This is a genomic window from Bradyrhizobium sp. IC4060 (assembly GCF_020193715.1).
GTDB classification, from domain to species: domain Bacteria; phylum Pseudomonadota; class Alphaproteobacteria; order Rhizobiales; family Xanthobacteraceae; genus Bradyrhizobium; species Bradyrhizobium yuanmingense.
The window spans coordinates 155,273-172,343 of sequence record NZ_JADYVJ010000006.1 but is presented as its reverse complement, the minus strand read 5'-3'; the positions used below and the strand labels follow the sequence as shown (position 1 = coordinate 172,343).

Below are 17,071 nucleotides of genomic sequence, written 5' to 3'. Positions count from 1 at the left end.
AAAGCGACCCAATGCGTCGTCGAGCGACAGCATGACGTATGCTCCGAACACAGGTTCATGGGCGAGAGACCGGATTGTCCCAAGCTGCCGCTATAACCTTCAGCCCCGTCAGCTCCCGACTCCGCCGACCAGACGCGGGCGGCGATTTGGGAGCTGTTTTGCCGTCGACAGGGCGCGCAGCCACGCCCGAAAACTCACGATCTCCGGGCAATCCGCCGTGCCTTCCGGCGCAACCAGCCAATCACCCGGGCCCGATCCCTCGTTGATCCGCTCGCAGCGATAGCCCGGATGGTGGCTTACGCCGCGGGCGATCAGCACGTCCACCTTGCCCTCGACGAGCTCGTGCAGGCCGGCGGGCTGCAGCACGCTCAAACCGATGTCCGCATGTGCGCTGCGAAACGCCCCAAGTTCGAGGCGGCGCAGGTCGTAGCTGCCGTGGACCCCCACTTGCAGCAGCACCGTGCCTGCCGGCTTCAGCTGCGAGGTCGCCTCGGCAATGTGGCGGAAGCCTTCGGAGATCCCGGGCAGATAGGCCCGGCCGGCCTCGGTGAGGATGAGCTGCTTGTGCAGACGCTCGAACAGCTGCACGCCGAGGCGCGCCTCCAGCGCTTTCACCTGCTGTCCCACGGCCGCGGGCGTAACGTGCAGTTCGTGCGCGGCCAGCTTGAAGCTGAGATGGCGCGCGGCGGCCTCGAAGGCGCGGAGCGCGTTGAGTGGGGGCAGGGCGTAGGTCATCGCAGCGCACTTTGACACCGATAAGCTGCGGCCTTGCAATAGATTTTCTTGCGCTGAACCGCAGCAATGATGCTTTGCGCTAGCGTGATGCCGCCGGCTACGGTTGGCCCGCAAATCCGGAGAATCGCCATGTCACCAGCTCACATCGTCAGCCACAATCCCGCAACGGTTCACCCGCCCGTCGGCGGCTACTGCATGGGCCTGGAGCTGAAGCAGCATCGCCGCCTGCTGTTCATCAGCGGCCAGGTTCCTGAAACGTCCGACGGCACCGTGCCCGACGGCTTCGAGGCGCAATGCGAGCAGGCCTGGCGCAATGTCAGGGAGGTGCTCGCCGCGGCAGGCCTTGGCGTCGAGCACCTGGTCAAGGTCACCACGTTCCTGACTGATCGCAGCCAAGTCGTCACCAACCGCGCCATTCGTCGGGCCATGCTCGGGGAGCACCAGCCGGCACTGACCGTCGTGGTCGTCGAGACCGTCGACAGCAAATGGCTGCTGGAGATCGAGGCGATCGCCGCGGAATGAGGCGGCGTCGTCGATGTTGCGATGAGGCAAGCATATGAGGTGTCCAATGGCTGAGATTCATCCGTTCTACCAGACGCATCGCCATGCGATGGAGGCCGCCATGCGCGAGCGGATAGGCCTTGCCGAAGCGATGCTCCGCGAGCGAACGCATCTCTCCGACATCGACGCAATCAGGCAGGAGGTGATGGACGAATTTCAGATCGTCCTCACCCAGATGCCCTATGTCGGCGGCGCGGCAAGCCGCATGAGCGATTTCTTCATGCGTCTGACCGGCTTCATGGCCATCAGCCGGGTGCTGCGGCGCCACGGCGTTCCGGTGCCGGTGATCGGCGAGATCGAGCGGGAAACCTACAAGGCCCAGCTGCTGATGATTCCCGAAGCCGAGCGTCTCGTCGCAGGGCGTCAGTTCATGTCACGGGAGAACCAGGCCTTGATGCGCGAACAGGCGGCAAGAAGCGTTACAAAGGCTCACCAAGCGGAGTTTCCGGAAGATTTCGTCTACGATTTCGTCGAGCCGGGTCCCGAGGACACTTTCGAATTCGGCATCGACTACAAGGCCTGCGGCTTCTGCAAGCTCGCGGCGCGCCGCGGCGACACCGAGATCCTGCCGACCATCTGCGGCCTCGACTTCGTCGCCTACGCCACGCGAGGCATCCGCCTGGAGCGGACCCAGACGCTGGCGGGCGGCGCCAGCCACTGCAATTTCCGCTTCTCGCGATTAGACCGCACTCGTTGACCCGCGATCTTGATCCCGAGTCCACGTCGTCATTGCGAGCGCAGCGAAGCAATCCAGAAATGCATCCGCGGAGAGAGTCCTGGATTGGCTTCGCTGCGCTCGCAATGACGGGGACGCACCCGATGACGGGGGACGCACCGGCCTTTCAAAGCCGGCTGGCGATGATGCCACTATACCCCTGTTTTGCCCGACGGAGCAAATCGACTTCGCCGAATCCGCAATTTAACGACGCCCGCCGGCAAGTCATTGATTCCGCTGGCACCGGCTACTGTGCATGGGGTTGTTCTCGCATTTTTGTCTTGCCGGCCGTCTATTCTGCCGCTTTCTCCCTCAAGCGCTGCGCATAGACGTTGATGACCAGCGCCGCCAGGAGGATCAGGCCGCGGATCAGGATCTTCAGGAAGCTGTCGATGTTGACGTGGTCGAGGCCGTTATTGAGCACACCGAGGACGAAAAGCCCGACGATGGTGTTGCCGATGCCGCCGCGGCCGCCGAACAGGCTGGTGCCGCCGACCACGACGGCGGCGATGGAATCGAGCAGGTAGGTGTCGAACTCGTTCTGCTGCGCACTGCCGAAATGGGCGACGCCGAGCATGCCGCCGAGGCCCGAGCACACCGCCGAGATCACCATGACCGCGCCGAGGATTAGCTTGACGTTGAGGCCCGAATATTCGGCCGCTTCGCGATTGCCGCCGACCATGTAGACGTAGCGACCGAAGCGCGTGTAGGTCAGCACCAGATGGCCGCCGAGCAGCATGATGGCGGCGACGATGACGATCCAGGGGATGCCGCCGATCGAGCCGGAGCCGAGCGTCGTGATCAGGCTCGGCACCTTGTAGGCGATCTGGCCGCGCACCAGCAGCGCGGAGATGCCGGCGGCGATCTGCATCATCGCCAGCGTCATGATGAAGGAGGGGATGCCGATCACGGTCAGCCCCAGCGCGTTAACGAGACCGAGCAGGGCGCAGAGCAGGAGCGACAGGATGATCGCGACCGCGCCGGGCAGGGGAATGTTGGCGATGTTGACGTAGGATTCCTGCAGCGTGAAGTAGGCGACCGCAATGCCGGTGACGTTGGCGATGCTGGCGACCGACAGGTCGATCTCGGCGCAGAGGATCACGAAGGTGAGGCCGACGGCAATGATGCCCGTCACCGACACCTGGGTCAGGATGTTGCCGAGATTGTCGAGCGTCGCGAAGGAGGGGCTGGCGAAGGCGAAGAAGGCGGTGAGGAAGATCAGCGTCAGGAACGGGGCGATGTTGCGCATCTGCGAGCGCAGGAAGGGGGCAAGGCCCCGCGCCCGTTGTCCTGTCGCCAAAGCCGTCTCGCTGCTCATGTGCTTCTCCGTCACGCCGCTTCCAGCAGGCGGTCCTTGCTGACCGGCTCGTTCTTGAATTCACGCACCAAGGCGCCGCGCTTGAGCACGAGGATGCGATCTGCCAGCGACAGCACCGTTTCCGGCTCGGTCGACAGCACGATGATCGCGAGCCCCTTCGTTCTGAGGTCGCGCACGATGTTGATGACGTCGTTCTTGGCGCCGACATCCATGCCGCGGGTCGGCTCGCACAGCACCAGCAGCTTGGGCGGATAGGTCAGCCATTTCGCCAGCGCGACCTTCTGCTGGTTGCCGCCCGAGAGCATGCCGAGATCGAGGCCGACCACCGGCGGCCGGATCTGCAGCTGCTCGACCTGGCGCTTGGCGATGTCGCGCTCCTGCGCCGGCTTGAGCAGCAGCGAGGAGATGCGGTCGAGAATGCTGATCGAGATGTTCTTGTAGACCGGCTCCTGGTGGAACAGCATGTCGCGCCGGCTCTCCGGCACCAGCGCCACGCCGGCGCGCCGCGCCGCCGCCGTGCTGGCGAAGGTTTTCGGCACGCCTTCGACTGCAAGCGTCCCGCCGTCCGGCTTCAGCTTGCCGAACAGGATGCGCGACAGCTCCTGCTGGCCGCAGCCCATGAAGCCGTAGATGCCGAGCACCTCGCCGGCACGGGCCTCGAAGGAGACGTCCTGAAGGCTGCGGGACAACGACAGCTGGTCAACCTTGAGAACGACCTTGCTGTCGCTTGGCTGCGGCAGCATCAGATCGTCGGTGTAGCTATGCTCGAGCGCCTCGCCGCCGCGGCCGATCATGGCCTCGATCAGCGCGCCCTTGCTGGTCGCGGCGCTCGCCGTCTCCGCAACCTTGCGGCCGTTGCGGAACACGGTCACCGTGTCGGACACCAGCAGGATGTCCTCGATGAAATGCGAGATGAAGACGATCGCCGTGCCTTCCTCGCGCAGCCGTCGGAGCGTTGTGAACAGGCGCTCGACCTCGGGCGGGGAGAGGGCGGAGGTCGGCTCGTCCAGGATGACGATGCGCGCGCCGCAGAACAGCACGCGCGCGATCTCGATCAACTGCTGCAGCCCGATCGGAAGGTCGCCGAGCCGCGCCATCGGATCGACGTCGATGCCGAAGCGGGCGAGCTGCTCGCCCGCCTCGCGCGCCATCCGCCGCCATTGCACGAGGCCGAAGGCGTTGGTCGGCTGGTTGCCGAGGAAGACGTTCTCCGCGACCGTCAGGTCGGGCGCGACGCTGAGCTCCTGGTGCACCATGGCGATGCCGGCGGCGTGCGCATCGCGCGCCGAGCGAAAATGCATCTCCTGGCCGTCGACCAGGAAGCGGCCGGAGAACTCGGTGTGCACGCCGGCGATGATCTTCATCAGCGTGCTTTTGCCGGCGCCGTTCTCGCCGACGAGACCGTGGATCTCGCCGGGATAAAGCGCAAAGTCGACACCACGAAGCGCTTCGACGCCGCCGAAGCTCTTCGTGATGCCCTGCAGTTCCAGGATGGGCTGTTGTCCCACGCTCATGAAAGATCTGGACGCTCAGATCAGGAAGTGATCCTGCATCCACTGCATTCCGGCGGCGTTGGCCTTGGTCACGACCGGGCCGTCGGTGACGACGTTCTTCGGGATGCCCTGTCCGCTCTTCTCGCCGCCGACCACGGCGGAGACGCCCGCGACGATCGCGCCGCCATGGATGCGGCAGGACGGATTGCGGACGGTCGCGAACATGCGGCCTTCGCTGACCGCCTGGATCGCCGGCGGCATGGCGTCGACCCCGCCGATCAGGATGTTGGTGCGATTGCGCGCCTTCATGATGTTGGCGGCGGCCAGCGCCATGTCGTCATTGTGGAAGAAGGCCGCGTCGATCTGCGGGTATTTGGTCAGATAGGTCTCCCAGAGACGGGCGGTCTTCGACACGTCCCAATCGGCCGGCTGGGTGTCCAGCACTTCGATGCCCGGGAATTGCTTCACGACCGAGTTGAAGCCCTTGGCGCGGCCCTGCGCACCGGTGTGGCCGAGCGCGCCCTGCGTCATGATGATCTTGCCCTTGCCGCCCATGGCGTTGCACAGCGCCTGTGTCACCGAAGCGCCCATGAACTCGTTGTCGGGAGCGAGGAAGGAATGGACGTTGATCTGATCGAGCGGCGCGATCAGCGTGTCCATGTCGATCACGGGCGTGCCGGCGTCGATCATCTTCTGCACCGGCTGGGTGAGGGTGCCGATGCCGAAGGCCTGGATCGCGACGAAGTCCCATTTCTGCGAGGCCATGTTGTCGATCGCCGCGCGCTGCTTCACCGCATCGAGCTGCCCGTCGAACCAGGTCACCTCGACATTGAACAGCTTGCCCCAGAATTCCGCCGCCTGCTTGCCTTGCGCGCACCAGGTGGCCTGGAGGCCGGCGTTGGAGAAGGCCGCCTTCAACGGCTTCTCGCTGCGTCCGACTGCGGCCAGTGCGGGGTTTATGCCCATGCTGCCGAGGATGGCAGCTCCGGCGCCGGCGGCCGCAGCCGCCTGAAGAAGATCGCGCCTGGTCGTCGAGAAATCTTTCGTCCCGGACATCGCTCGCTCCCATATATTTTGTCGTCGGCGCGTCATTGGTAGCGCTACCGATCTCCGAAAGTCTCTCACAAGAGTTGTTCGCACTCAATCTGCATTCAGCCGCAGCGTCGTCGCAGCCCGTGCGTTGGTGCAGCGCAAAGCGTCAGGTGGCCGCGGCGGCGAATGCGTCGATCTCGGCGAGCAATGTATCCCAGGCCTGCGCGATCTCGGGCGTCCATTCATCGCCGAGCAGATCGCGGAGCGCATCCCTGATGACGGCGAAGAACGCGATGAACAGCTCGCGCGGCGTGCCATAGGCGTCGTGCGAGCCGACCTCGCACGCGATTAGCCGGAAATGCCCGCGGCGCTCGCCGGCGAAGTCGAGAATCGCCTCGATCGTCAGCGCCAGCATCGACCCCTTCACGAGGTCACCGCCGTCCGCGCGGAACATCGCCTGCGTTTCCGGATGGAGATCGAACAGACGTCGATAGACGAACGGCGTGAGGTCGGCGCAGCGCGAGGCCGCACGTTCGAAGCTGTCGTGGATGGGATGAAAGGCCGCGTTCATCGACAGTTCAGCCGCGCGGGCAAAAAAAGAGCGGGGCCCTGGCCCCGCTCAAAAATTGTGTCGACCCTATTATCCCCGATCTTAAGATTTGATCTTGATTGACGGGGCGACGCTGCGTTTTGCGCGCCAGGGGCTCCTCCCGAGACTTGGACCACCAGGCCTCGACCTCGCGGTCAGCGCCTGAGCAAGAGGGATGCTAGATCAACTTTTCTCACTTGTCATCATTTTCGGCAACGAATGTTCAAAATAGGAGCAGCTGACGAAACGATCGGGCGTCTGCCTACCTAAACATATGACAGATATAAGAAATTTGTGGATGGCCGGGCAGGTTTCCCTGCCTCAGACACCGGCCGGGCTCGGGCGTAGGGCGGTCCCGGCCACAGCTTTCGAGCAATTTGCGCGGGACCAAGCGGGCGGCGGAACTGGCCTCGACTCGGCTGCGCCCGAGTGATTAGTTAGCGCACGAACGAATGGTCCGGCGGATGCGCGCACGCCTGCAAAAATTCCTGCCTCTGGTCCTGCTCGCCCTGGCGATGCAGGTGCTGGCGCCGATCGCCGCCTGTCTCGCGGCCGGCCAGGCTGCGGCCGATCCGTTCTCTGCAGGCGTCATCTGCCACAGCGCAAGTGAGCAGGGCGGCCCGGTCGACGAGACCGGGACACCGGCCGCAAAAGCTGGCGCATGTGCGCTTTGTTGCCTCGCGCACGCTGACGCTTCGCTTGACGCGCCGCCCCATGCGGCGTTCTCAACTCCCGTCCGCCCCATCGCCCGCATCGTCTGGCACGTGGCGAACGCGCCCGTCCTCGCCGCCATCGACGGTTCGAGCGCTTGGGCGCGCGCTCCCCCTCGCATTTCCTGATCCGCGAAACCTTCAGCTCCGCGCCGGCTTCGGCCGTGCCGGGATCGCTATGCACCGGCTCTCTGCCGGCATCAGGAATGACCTCATGCCTCGTACAGGCTTCTTTCGACTGCTTTCCGCACGCAAAATTCTGCTTGCCTCAGCTTCTGCCCTCGTTGTGCCATCCAACGCAATCGCGGAGGAAAACCGACGCGAGCTTCCTCCCGTCACAGTCGACGCGCCGCGGGAGAAACGGGCCTCTCCAGCCCGCGCACAGCGAACCGCCGCGCGATCAACGCGGGCCCGCGCGCCCGCAACTGCGCGTCCGCAACCGACGGCAGCTTCCGAAGGGGGCCTCGGTCCTGGTGCCCTGACGGTTCTCACCGCCCAGCAGGCACTGAGCGAGATCAACCAGACGCCGGGCGGCGTAGCGCTGGTCGCAGCGGAGGCCTACCGGAATTCGACTCCCGCCAGCACGATCAAGGATGTCCTGGACTACGTTCCCGGCGTGTTTGCGCAGCCGAAATGGGGTGACGACACCCGGCTTTCGATCCGCGGATCCGGCCTGTCGCGCAATTTCCATCTGCGCGGCGTGCAGCTTTACATGGACGGCATCCCGATCAATACGGCGGACGGCTACGGCGATTTCCAGGAGATCGACCCGACCGCCTACAAATACGTCGAGGTGTACAAGGGCGCGAACGCGCTGCAGTTCGGAGCCAATTCGCTGGGAGGCGCCGTCAACTTCGTGACGCCATCGGGACGCGACCGATTTCCGAATGGAGTCTCGCTCGACGTGGGAGCCTTCGGCTTCAGGCGACTGCAGGCCAATGCAGGAGGCGCCAACGGGCCGTGGGATGGTTTCGTCACCGCATCAACGCAGGCCACGGACGGCTTCCGCGCTCACAGCTTCGGCTCGGGCAACCGCGTGAGCGGCAATGTTGGCTACCAGTTCTCGCCGGATTTCGAGACGCGATTCTATCTTAACGCCAACGAGGTGCGGCAGCGCATTCCAGGAACCGTCACCAAGGCGTCTGCCTTGACCAATCCGGAGGCCGCGGCTCCGGCGAACGTTGCGCTGGACCAGCAGCGCAACATCGACACGATCAGGTTGGCAAACAAGACGACGATCCGATTCGACGACACCAGGTTGGAGTTCGGCGCTTTCGGCGTCGATCGGCACCTCATGCATCCGATCTTCCAGTGGCTCGATTATCGCTACAAGGATTATGGCGGCTTCGCGAAGGTTACGGACGACCGCATGATCGGCGGTTACCGCAACAGGCTGGTCGCGGGCGTCAACCTGTTGAATGGCAGCATCGACAACCAGCAGTTCGCCAACATTGCTGGACAGAAGGGAGCATTGCTGTCGTCGTCGTTCGATCGCTCGGAGAACACCTCGGTCTACGTCGAGGACAGCTTCTACTTTCTGCCGAACGTCGCCGCGATTGCCGGCACGCAATTTCTGCATGCGACCCGCAACCGGCGGGACCGGTTTCTTAGCGACGGCGACCAGTCGGGAGCGACCCGTTTTGATCTGTGGTCGCCGAAGGCGGGCCTGCTGTGGCAGATCGACCCGACGTGGCAGGCCTTCGCCAATGTTTCGCGGAGCGCCGAAGTGCCGAGCTTCGGCGAGAGCGCGCGCGGTCCTGGCATTCCGACGACTCCGTTCACCAGCATCCGCCCGCAGATTGCGACGACCTACGAGATAGGGACCCGCATGCGACGGCCCGACTATTCGTGGGAATTGACCACCTATCGCGCCGATATCCGCGATGAGCTGCTGTGCCTGTACAGCGCGTTCGGCAATTGCAACGTGACCAATGCCGACCGAACCTTCCACCAGGGCGTCGAGGCGGGGGCAGGGGCAGCAATCTTCCGCGATATCTTCGTGACAGGAGGCGCGCCCGATAAGGTGTGGCTCAACCTCGCTTATACTTACAGCGATTTTCGCTTCGACAGCGACACGGCGTTCGGCAACAACCAGCTGCCCGGCGCGCCGCGTCACTATTTGCGCGCCGAGTTGCTCTATAAGCATCCGACCGGGTTCTATGCTGGTCCGAACGTCGAATGGGTGCCGCAGGCCTATTTTGTCGACAGTATGAACACGTTGACGACCGAGCCGTATGCACTGCTCGGATTGAAAGCGGGCTTCGACAATGGCGGGCCGTTCTCCGCCTATATCGAGGGTCGAAACCTCACCAACAGGACCTACATTGCAAGCGTCAGTATCATCGATCGCGCCACCGCGACGTCGGCGTTGTTCGAGCCAGGTGCGGGCCGGGCGGTCTACACCGGAATGAGGTATCGATGGTAAAGCGCACTGAGGCTGCCGAAACCACCAAGACCGACCGTGCTCGATCAGATCAAAGCCGAGGGAACCAAATGAACAGGATCAATCTATCACTTCTCGCCGTCGCCATGCTGCTCGGCACCAGCGCGGTGGTCGCAGCCGAGGACGTCAAGGCCGGCGATCTCGTCATCTCGCAGGCCTGGAGCCGGGCGACGCCGGGCGGCGCCAAGGTCGCCGGCGGCTATCTGACCATCGAAAACAAGGGGAGCGCCGCCGACAGGCTGGTCAGCGTGTCCGCCGATATCGCAGGCAAGGCCGAGATTCACGAGATGGCCATGGACAACGGCGTGATGAAGATGCGCGCGCTCGACAAGGGACTGGCGATCGAGCCCGGCAAGACCGTGAAGCTCGCCCCCGGCGGCAATCATTTGATGCTTCAGGAGCTGAAGGGGCCGTTCAAGCAGGGCGACAAGGTGCCGGTGACGCTTCAGTTCGAGAAGGCCGGAAAGGTCACCGTTGCCCTCGACGTCCAGGGCGTCGGCGCGCAAGCACCGGGCGGTGGGGGGCACTCGGGTCACATGGACATGAAGAAAATGCCGGATCATTCGGGAATGAAGATGAAATGAGACTGTTCTGGACTCTCGGGAGACCGAATATGTCGAAGCGATCCTGCCTGATTCTGATTGCCGCGGTCGCCGCATCACCAGTGGCGGCGCATGTCTCTCTCGAGACCAAGCAAGCCACAATCGGCGCGTCCTACAAGGCGGTGTTCACCGTGCCGCATGGCTGCGCGGGCTCGCCGACGGTGAAGCTCCGCGTGCAGATTCCGGAAGGGGTCATCGCGGTGAAGCCGATGCCGAAGGCCGGCTGGACCATCGACGTCGTCGAGGGCAAATATGCGGGGGAATACGACTATCACGGCAACAAGCTCTCGTCCGGCGTCAAGGAGGTGGCGTGGTCCGGCGGCAAGCTGCCGGACAAGAACTATGACGAGTTCATCATGCAGACGGTGCTGACCGACAAGCTCAAGGCGAACACGACCTTGTACTTCCCAGTGGTTCAAGAATGCGAGACCGGCGTCAGACGCTGGATCGAGATCCCAACCGAGGGGTCAAGCCATTCGCATGAGGGCAAGTCGCCGGCGCCTGGCGTCAAGCTCCTGCCGAAACCCTGATGCGCCTCCTCGCCGCGCTCGCGACGCTGCTCTTCGCTGCGGGCTTCGCGAGCGGTGCGCTCGCGCATGCGGCGCTGATCTCGGTCGAGCCGGCGAATGGCAGCACGCTCGCGACCGCGCCCAAGATGGTCGAGCTGCGGTTCAACGAACCGGTAACGCCGGGCGCGATCCGGCTGATCGACGGGACGGGCAGGGCGCGGGACGAGACGCGCGTCAGTGCGTCCGGCGACACGATTTCGATCCAGATGCCGGCGGATCTGCCTGAGGGGACCGCGGTCGTCAGCTATCGCGTGGTCTCGCAGGATGGCCATCCGATCGTGGGATCGGTGATGTTTTCAGTCGGCATGCCGTCGGAGACGAAGCCGTCCGCGAGTACTGACCATTGGTTGGCCGCGCTGATCTGGCTGGCGCGCGTTGGCCTGTATCTCGGTCTGTTCATAGGCGTCGGCGGTGTGTGGTTTGCGCGCTGGATATCATGGTCTCTGGCCGGCATGACCGTGCCGCGCATGGCACTCGCGGTCGGCCTTTCGAGCGCAGTGGTATCGCTCGGAGCGCTAGGCCTCGATCTCCTCGGCCTGCCGCCGGCGGCGCTCGCGACGGCCGCGCCTTGGAAGGTCGCGGTCGCAACCAGTGCCGGCCGCGCGTTTCTAGTTGCTGCCGCCGCGATGCTGTTCGCCTTGCTGGCGCTCCGCAGCGCATGGTCTTCGCGGGCTCTTGCGATCATTGCCATGGTCGGCGTGGGCCTGTCGCTCGCCATGAGCGGGCATGCCGCAACGGCGCCGCCTCGAATGATGATGCGCCCGGCGATGTTTCTTCACGGTCTGTGCGTTGCGCTATGGATCGGCGCTCTTGCTCCGCTCGCGGCTTTGCTGTCGAAGCCGACGCCGGCAACACTCGCCGTCGTGAAGCGCTTCTCGGGCATCGCCATGCCGGCGGTCGGCGTGCTGGCATTGACGGGCCTCGCCCTTGCGATTGTTCAGCTCGAAAAAGTTTCGGCGTTGGTCGAGACCCGCTATGGCCTCATCCTCTCGATCAAGCTCGGCCTGGTTCTCATGCTGCTCGCACTTGCGGCGCTCAACCGCTTCCGCCTCACTCCGGCACTCGCCCGCGATCGTGGAGCCCGAGCCATCCTCAAGCGCTCGATCTTCCTCGAATGCATGATCGCCCTCGCCATCTTTGCCGTCGTCGCCGGCTGGCGCTTCACGCCGCCGCCGCGAACGATCATTCCGGAGACGCCGTTGGCGATCCACATCCACGGCGACAAGGCGATGTTCCAGGTGCTGGTGTCACCTGGAAAGGTCGGCAAGGACGATTTCGTGCTCCAGCTCATGACCGGCGAGGGGACGCCCCTGGCGGCCAAAGAGGTGACGTTGACCCTCAGTCTGCCCGAGCGTGGCATCGAGCCGATGGAACGGGACGCCTTGCTCGGACCGGATGGCTACTGGCACGTGCGCAAGGTCGAGCTGCCCTTCGCCGGCCGCTGGCGTGTGCGCATCGAGGCGCTCGTGAGCGATTTCGAGAAGATCACGCTGGCGGACGAATTCGAAGTGCCACCGCCCTAGGCTCACCGGCTTTGCTGAGCACGGTGCTCCTGAAGTCAAACCTGAAGGCAACGGAAAAATGACAGGTATTTCGCCGCATTAGCGGCTTTTCCTCATTCCCGTCTTGTGTTTTCGCTCCCAATCCGGTTTCACTGCAGGCGATCACTGATTCCCAGAGTATTACCATGCGGTTGTCGCGGTTCTTTCTGCCCATCCTGAAGGAAAATCCGAAAGAGGCGGAGATCGTCTCGCATCGGCTGATGCTGCGTGCCGGCATGATCCGGCAGGAGGCGGCGGGCATCTATGCCTGGCTGCCGCTCGGCTTTCGCGTGCTGAAGAAGATCGAGCAGATTGTGCGCGAGGAGCAGAATCGCTCAGGCGCGATCGAGGTCTTGATGCCGACGCTCCAGCTCGCCGACCTCTGGCGCGAGAGCGGCCGCTACGACGCCTACGGCCCGGAGATGCTGCGCATCGCCGACCGCCACAAGCGCGAGCTGCTGTACGGACCGACCAACGAGGAAATGATCACCGAGATCTTCCGCGCCTATGTGAAGTCCTACAAGAACCTGCCGCTCAATCTCTATCATATCCAATGGAAATTCCGCGACGAGCAGCGTCCGCGCTTCGGCGTGATGCGCGGCCGCGAGTTCCTGATGAAGGACGCCTATTCCTTCGATCTCAACGAGGCCGCGGCGCGCGTCGCCTACAACAAGATGTTCGTCGCATACTTGCGCACCTTCGCGCGGATGGGGCTGAAGGCGATCCCGATGCGCGCCGAGACCGGCCCGATCGGCGGCGATCTCAGCCACGAGTTCATCGTGCTCGCCGAGACCGGCGAATCCGGCGTGTTCATCAATCGCGATGTGCTGGACCTGCCGGTGCCGGGCGAGGACGTGGATTATGAGAGCGACCTGACGCCGATCATCAAGCAATGGACCTCGCTCTATGCGGCGACCGAAGACGTCCACGATGCCGCGCGGTTCGAGCAGGAGGTGCCCGTGGACAAGCGGGTGAACACCCGCGGCATCGAGGTCGGCCAGATCTTCTATTTCGGCACCAAATATTCCGAGCCGATGAAGGCGCTCGTGGCGGGGCCTGATGGTGTCGACGTGCCGATCCATGGCGGCTCGTACGGTGTCGGCGTCTCGCGCCTGCTGGGTGCCATCATCGAGGCTTGCCATGACGATGCCGGCATCAAATGGCCGGAAGCGGTGGCACCGTTCCGCGTCTCGATCCTCAACCTGAAGCAGGGCGATGCGGCCGTCGATGCGGCCTGCGAGAAGCTCTATGCCGAGCTCACGGCCAAGGGCGTCGACGTGCTCTATGACGACACCGATCAACGCGCCGGTGCCAAATTCGCCGCCGCCGACCTGATCGGCATCCCCTGGCAGATCATGATCGGGCCGAAGGGGCTCGCCGACGGCAAGGTCGAGATCAAGCGGCGCAGCGACGGCGCGCGCGAGACCATGTCGCCTGCCGACGCGGTTGCAAGACTTGTGGGCTGAGAAGGCTGATCGGCTGAATATTGTTCATCGCGCGATATCGCGGCCGCCAATCCGGCCACAATTGACCCCGAATCATGGGATTATCGAGCGATGGATGAGACCATGACCGAAACCGTGCAAACCGCGCCTTTCGCGCCCTTCGAGTGGATGCTGTCGGCGCGCTATTTGCGCGCGCGCCGGAAGGAAGGATTCATCTCGGTCATCGCCGGGTTCTCCTTTCTCGGCATCATGCTCGGCGTTGCGACGCTGATCATCGTCATGGCCGTGATGAACGGCTTCCGCAAGGAGCTGCTCGATAAGATCCTGGGCCTCAACGGCCACATCCTGGTCCAGCCCCTGGAATCGCCGCTGACCGACTGGAAGGACGTTGCCGACCGCCTCAGCCAGGTCGAGGGCATCCGGCTCGCGGCGCCGGTGGTTGACGGTCAGGCGCTGGCGTCATCGCCTTGGAACGCCTCGGGCGTCCTGGTGCGCGGCATCCGCTCCGACGATCTCAACAACCTCACCTCGATCGCCAAGAACATCAAGCAGGGCTCCCTCGAGGGCTTTGACGAAGGACAGGGCGTTGCGATCGGCCGGCGCCTCGCCGATCAGCTTTCGCTGCATGCCGGCGACAGCATCACGCTGGTGGCGCCGAAGGGCGCAGTGACGCCTATGGGAACGACGCCGCGCATAAAACCGTACAAGATCGTCGCGGTGTTCGAGATCGGCATGTCCGAATACGATCTCGGCTTCGTGTTCATGCCGCTTGCCGAGGCGCAGGCCTATTTCAACCGCAGCAACGACGTCACCTCGATCGAGGTGTTCACGACCAACCCTGACAGGATCGACGCCTTCCGCAAGGCGGTGACGGAGGCGGCGGGCCGGCCGATCTTCCTGGTGGATTGGCGGCAGCGCAACTCGACCTTCTTCAACGCGCTCCAGGTTGAACGCAACGTGATGTTCCTGATCCTGACCATGATCGTGCTGGTCGCCGCGCTCAACATCGTCTCCGGCCTGATCATGCTGGTGAAGGACAAGGGCAGCGACATCGCGATCCTGCGCACCATGGGCGCCTCGCAGGGATCGATCATGCGGATATTCCTGATCACGGGCGCTTCGATCGGCGTGGTCGGCACGCTGGTCGGCTTCTGCGTCGGCCTCGTGATCTGCGTTAACATCGAATCGATCCGGCAATTCCTGTCCTGGCTGACCTCGACCGAGCTGTTCTCGCCGGAGCTCTACTTCCTGTCGAAACTGCCCGCCGAGATCGACGTCGGCGAGACCACGGCCGTCGTCATCATGGCGCTGACGCTGTCGTTCCTGGCGACGCTCTATCCGTCGTGGCGCGCCGCGCGCCTCGATCCCGTCGAAGCGCTCCGGTACGAGTGAGGGACTGATGGAGCAGCAGCAGGGGGCAGAAGATGTACCGGTCATTTATCTCCACGAGATAAAGCGGCAGTACTTGCAGGGCGAGGTGCCGCTGACGATCCTCGACGGCGCCAAGCTGGCGCTGTGGGCCGGCCAGTCCGTCGCCCTGGTGGCGCCGTCGGGCTCGGGCAAGTCGACGCTGCTGCACATCGCGGGGCTGCTGGAAGCCCCCGATTCCGGCGAGGTCTATGTCTCGGGCGCGCCGACCTCACAGCTGCCCGACATCGAGCGCACGCAGCTGCGCCGCACCGATATCGGCTTCGTCTACCAGTCGCACCGGCTGCTGCCGGAGTTCTCGGCGCTCGAGAACGTCATGCTGCCGCAGATGATCCGCGGCCTGAAGAAGTCCGAGACCGTCAAGCGTGCCAAGGAGATCCTGGGTTATCTCGGCCTCGGCGACCGCATCACCCATCGCCCCGCCGAGCTGTCCGGCGGCGAGCAGCAGCGTGTCGCCATCGCCCGTGCAGTGGCCAATGCGCCGCGCGTGCTGTTTGCGGACGAGCCGACCGGCAATCTCGACCCCGGCACCGCCGAGCACGTGTTCCAGGCCCTGATGCAACTGGTCAAGGCGACGCACGTGTCGATGCTGATCGCCACCCACAACATGGAGCTCGCCGGCCGTATGGACCGGCGCGTCTCGCTGTCGAACGGCCAAGTGGTCGAACTCGACTAAAGAGCTCGAAAACAACCCCATGCACAGTAGCCAAGTGCTTGGTGAGACTTCCGAAAAAAATCGAAGACGGCGGTCCGTCGCCGCCTCACAATTCAGGGCCTGATCACCGTCAATTTGAACGGTCCGCCATTGGCGGCAGCATGCGCCACGGCTTCGTTGGCGTGGTCGAGATCGAAGGTCTCTGTCTCGTACTCTTCCAGCCGCAGCAGCCCGGCACGCACCAGTGCGATCAGGCGGCTGGCCGCATCGGGCGGATACATCCAGACGCCGTGGATGCTGATGCAGTTGCGCATGATCCAGGGGTAGGGCAGCTCGAGGCCCGGCCCGCCCGCCATGCCGACGCCACCCATCAGCACGACGCGTCCGTAAGCGCGGACCGTCATGACTGCCGCGCGCACGACAGTCGGGCTCACCGAGGGCGGCATGATGTCGAAGACGCAGTCGATCGGCCCCGGTGCGGCGCGCTTCATCGTCTCACGGTCGTCGTCCTCGTCACCCGAGAGCTTGACCGGCTTCACCCGCGCCCCGAAGCGGCGGACGAGGTCGGCGAGGATCCGTTCGTTGCGGCCCGGCGCGACCACGCAGGCTGCGCCCATCGCCAACGCGACGGAGACGGCGGCGCTGCCGAAATTGCCGGTGGCGCCGCTCACCAGCACGGTCTCGCCCGGGCGAAGGTTTGCCGCAAGGAAGCCGCCATAGGGCACCAGCAGCGTGCCCAGCGCGCACCATTGTTTCGCCTGCTCGGACGTGATCGGGCCGAGGGGTTTGACGTTCTCGGTCGGCACCCGCATCTGCTCGGCGAAGGAGCCGTGGCGAAAGTGCCGTTGCAGGCGCATGCCGCCGGGTCCCGCGGCGGTCAGGCCCTGCAGGGCGATATCCGGCGCCGCGGCGTCATCGCGCGAGCGCACTGTCGGATCGCAGAACACCCAGTCGCCGACGGCAAGCCTGGTCGCGTCCGGACCGATCGCGCGCACGCGGCCGACGCCGCCTGGGCCTGGAATGATTGGCAGGTCGAGCGCGTAGTTGCGCGTCCCGTCGAAGACCTCGTTCATGTAGGACAGCACGCGCGTCGCGACGACGTCGACGATGACCTCGCCGGTGCCGAGCACCGGTTCGGGGACAGTCTCGATCGCCAGCGGCGAGCCGAAGGATTTGAGTACGGCAGCTTTCATGATGTTCACCTCGAGGTCGGGTGAAGTCCGTATGCGCCGACC

Annotated in this window: 16 protein-coding genes; 10 read left to right on the top strand and 6 right to left on the bottom strand. The window is 64.4% G+C overall.

What is annotated here, in order from left to right; genetic code table 11:
• Positions 1 to 108: 108 nt before the first annotated feature.
• A complete protein-coding gene (locus tag I6F16_RS21330; RefSeq protein ID WP_225113110.1) occupies positions 109 to 735 on the bottom strand; it encodes a LysR family transcriptional regulator in 627 nt (208 codons plus the stop codon).
• Positions 736 to 864: 129 nt separating this feature from the next.
• Here I6F16_RS21330 and I6F16_RS21325 point away from each other — a divergent pair, with 129 nt between their 5' ends.
• Together I6F16_RS21325 and I6F16_RS21320 are read left to right on the top strand one after the other, a co-directional pair.
• Positions 865 to 1,257 carry a RidA family protein gene (locus I6F16_RS21325; protein WP_225113111.1) on the top strand — a complete coding sequence of 131 codons (393 nt, stop codon included), beginning with the start codon at positions 865 to 867 and terminating at the stop codon, positions 1,255 to 1,257.
• Between the two features lie 46 nt (positions 1,258 to 1,303).
• Complete coding sequence (locus tag I6F16_RS21320; protein WP_225113112.1) at positions 1,304 to 1,993, top strand: L-2-amino-thiazoline-4-carboxylic acid hydrolase; 690 nt, start codon at positions 1,304 to 1,306, stop codon at positions 1,991 to 1,993.
• Between the two features lie 310 nt (positions 1,994 to 2,303).
• Here the strand turns inward: I6F16_RS21320 and I6F16_RS21315 are convergent, their stop codons facing one another.
• The 4 genes from I6F16_RS21315 to I6F16_RS21300 all read right to left on the bottom strand — a co-directional run bounded on the left by I6F16_RS21315 (position 2,304) and on the right by I6F16_RS21300 (position 6,425).
• Entirely contained in the window at positions 2,304 to 3,329 is a 1,026-nt protein-coding gene (locus tag I6F16_RS21315) for an ABC transporter permease (RefSeq protein WP_036038970.1), read from the bottom strand.
• Positions 3,330 to 3,340: 11 nt separating this feature from the next.
• Positions 3,341 to 4,843: a sugar ABC transporter ATP-binding protein gene (locus tag I6F16_RS21310; RefSeq protein ID WP_225173980.1), complete on the bottom strand. Its 1,503-nt coding sequence runs from the start codon at positions 4,841 to 4,843 to the stop codon at positions 3,341 to 3,343.
• A gap of 15 nt (positions 4,844 to 4,858) precedes the next feature.
• Entirely contained in the window at positions 4,859 to 5,878 is a 1,020-nt protein-coding gene (locus I6F16_RS21305; protein WP_036010114.1) for a sugar ABC transporter substrate-binding protein, read from the bottom strand.
• A 142-nt stretch (positions 5,879 to 6,020) separates the two neighbouring features.
• Complete coding sequence (locus I6F16_RS21300; protein WP_225113114.1) at positions 6,021 to 6,425, bottom strand: globin; 405 nt, start codon at positions 6,423 to 6,425, stop codon at positions 6,021 to 6,023.
• Between the two features lie 482 nt (positions 6,426 to 6,907).
• On the opposite strand from I6F16_RS21300, the gene I6F16_RS21295 reads away from it, so the two are divergent.
• From I6F16_RS21295 to I6F16_RS21260, 8 genes are all read left to right on the top strand, one after another.
• Positions 6,908 to 7,282, top strand: coding sequence for a DUF2946 family protein (locus I6F16_RS21295; RefSeq protein ID WP_225113115.1), 375 nt, complete (start codon positions 6,908 to 6,910; stop codon positions 7,280 to 7,282).
• An 85-nt stretch (positions 7,283 to 7,367) separates the two neighbouring features.
• Complete coding sequence (locus I6F16_RS21290; RefSeq protein ID WP_225113128.1) at positions 7,368 to 9,578, top strand: TonB-dependent receptor; 2,211 nt, start codon at positions 7,368 to 7,370, stop codon at positions 9,576 to 9,578.
• Between the two features lie 104 nt (positions 9,579 to 9,682).
• Positions 9,683 to 10,180: a copper chaperone PCu(A)C gene (locus I6F16_RS21285; protein WP_225113129.1), complete on the top strand. Its 498-nt coding sequence runs from the start codon at positions 9,683 to 9,685 to the stop codon at positions 10,178 to 10,180.
• 29 nt (positions 10,181 to 10,209) lie between these two features.
• On the top strand, positions 10,210 to 10,728 hold the full coding sequence (locus I6F16_RS21280) for a YcnI family protein (protein WP_225113116.1): 519 nt from the start codon (positions 10,210 to 10,212) through the stop codon (positions 10,726 to 10,728).
• A complete protein-coding gene (locus tag I6F16_RS21275) occupies positions 10,728 to 12,290 on the top strand; it encodes a CopD family protein (protein ID WP_225113117.1) in 1,563 nt (520 codons plus the stop codon). The genes I6F16_RS21280 and I6F16_RS21275 overlap by 1 nt, the downstream gene beginning before the upstream one ends.
• A gap of 164 nt (positions 12,291 to 12,454) precedes the next feature.
• Entirely contained in the window at positions 12,455 to 13,774 is a 1,320-nt protein-coding gene (gene proS, locus I6F16_RS21270; RefSeq protein ID WP_225113118.1) for a proline--tRNA ligase, read from the top strand.
• A gap of 90 nt (positions 13,775 to 13,864) precedes the next feature.
• Complete coding sequence (locus tag I6F16_RS21265; protein ID WP_036010095.1) at positions 13,865 to 15,145, top strand: lipoprotein-releasing ABC transporter permease subunit; 1,281 nt, start codon at positions 13,865 to 13,867, stop codon at positions 15,143 to 15,145.
• Between the two features lie 7 nt (positions 15,146 to 15,152).
• Positions 15,153 to 15,857 (top strand): ABC transporter ATP-binding protein, encoded by a 705-nt coding sequence (locus I6F16_RS21260; RefSeq protein ID WP_036010093.1) that lies wholly within the window; start codon positions 15,153 to 15,155, stop codon positions 15,855 to 15,857.
• A 92-nt stretch (positions 15,858 to 15,949) separates the two neighbouring features.
• Here I6F16_RS21260 and I6F16_RS21255 read toward each other — a convergent pair whose 3' ends face one another.
• On the bottom strand, positions 15,950 to 17,029 hold the full coding sequence (locus I6F16_RS21255) for a zinc-binding alcohol dehydrogenase family protein (RefSeq protein ID WP_036025284.1): 1,080 nt from the start codon (positions 17,027 to 17,029) through the stop codon (positions 15,950 to 15,952).
• Between the last annotated feature and the right edge of the window lie 42 nt (positions 17,030 to 17,071).

Coding starts and splice junctions, on each gene's coding strand:
- I6F16_RS21330 (WP_225113110.1), bottom strand. CDS start 735: ATGACCTACGCCCTGCCCCCACTCAACGCGCTCCGCGCCTTCGAGGCC.
- I6F16_RS21325 (WP_225113111.1), top strand. CDS start 865: ATGTCACCAGCTCACATCGTCAGCCACAATCCCGCAACGGTTCACCCG.
- I6F16_RS21320 (WP_225113112.1), top strand. CDS start 1,304: ATGGCTGAGATTCATCCGTTCTACCAGACGCATCGCCATGCGATGGAG.
- I6F16_RS21315 (WP_036038970.1), bottom strand. CDS start 3,329: ATGAGCAGCGAGACGGCTTTGGCGACAGGACAACGGGCGCGGGGCCTT.
- I6F16_RS21310 (WP_225173980.1), bottom strand. CDS start 4,843: ATGAGCGTGGGACAACAGCCCATCCTGGAACTGCAGGGCATCACGAAG.
- I6F16_RS21305 (WP_036010114.1), bottom strand. CDS start 5,878: ATGTCCGGGACGAAAGATTTCTCGACGACCAGGCGCGATCTTCTTCAG.
- I6F16_RS21300 (WP_225113114.1), bottom strand. CDS start 6,425: ATGAACGCGGCCTTTCATCCCATCCACGACAGCTTCGAACGTGCGGCC.
- I6F16_RS21295 (WP_225113115.1), top strand. CDS start 6,908: ATGCGCGCACGCCTGCAAAAATTCCTGCCTCTGGTCCTGCTCGCCCTG.
- I6F16_RS21290 (WP_225113128.1), top strand. CDS start 7,368: ATGCCTCGTACAGGCTTCTTTCGACTGCTTTCCGCACGCAAAATTCTG.
- I6F16_RS21285 (WP_225113129.1), top strand. CDS start 9,683: ATGCTGCTCGGCACCAGCGCGGTGGTCGCAGCCGAGGACGTCAAGGCC.
- I6F16_RS21280 (WP_225113116.1), top strand. CDS start 10,210: ATGTCGAAGCGATCCTGCCTGATTCTGATTGCCGCGGTCGCCGCATCA.
- I6F16_RS21275 (WP_225113117.1), top strand. CDS start 10,728: ATGCGCCTCCTCGCCGCGCTCGCGACGCTGCTCTTCGCTGCGGGCTTC.
- proS (WP_225113118.1), top strand. CDS start 12,455: ATGCGGTTGTCGCGGTTCTTTCTGCCCATCCTGAAGGAAAATCCGAAA.
- I6F16_RS21265 (WP_036010095.1), top strand. CDS start 13,865: ATGGATGAGACCATGACCGAAACCGTGCAAACCGCGCCTTTCGCGCCC.
- I6F16_RS21260 (WP_036010093.1), top strand. CDS start 15,153: ATGGAGCAGCAGCAGGGGGCAGAAGATGTACCGGTCATTTATCTCCAC.
- I6F16_RS21255 (WP_036025284.1), bottom strand. CDS start 17,029: ATGAAAGCTGCCGTACTCAAATCCTTCGGCTCGCCGCTGGCGATCGAG.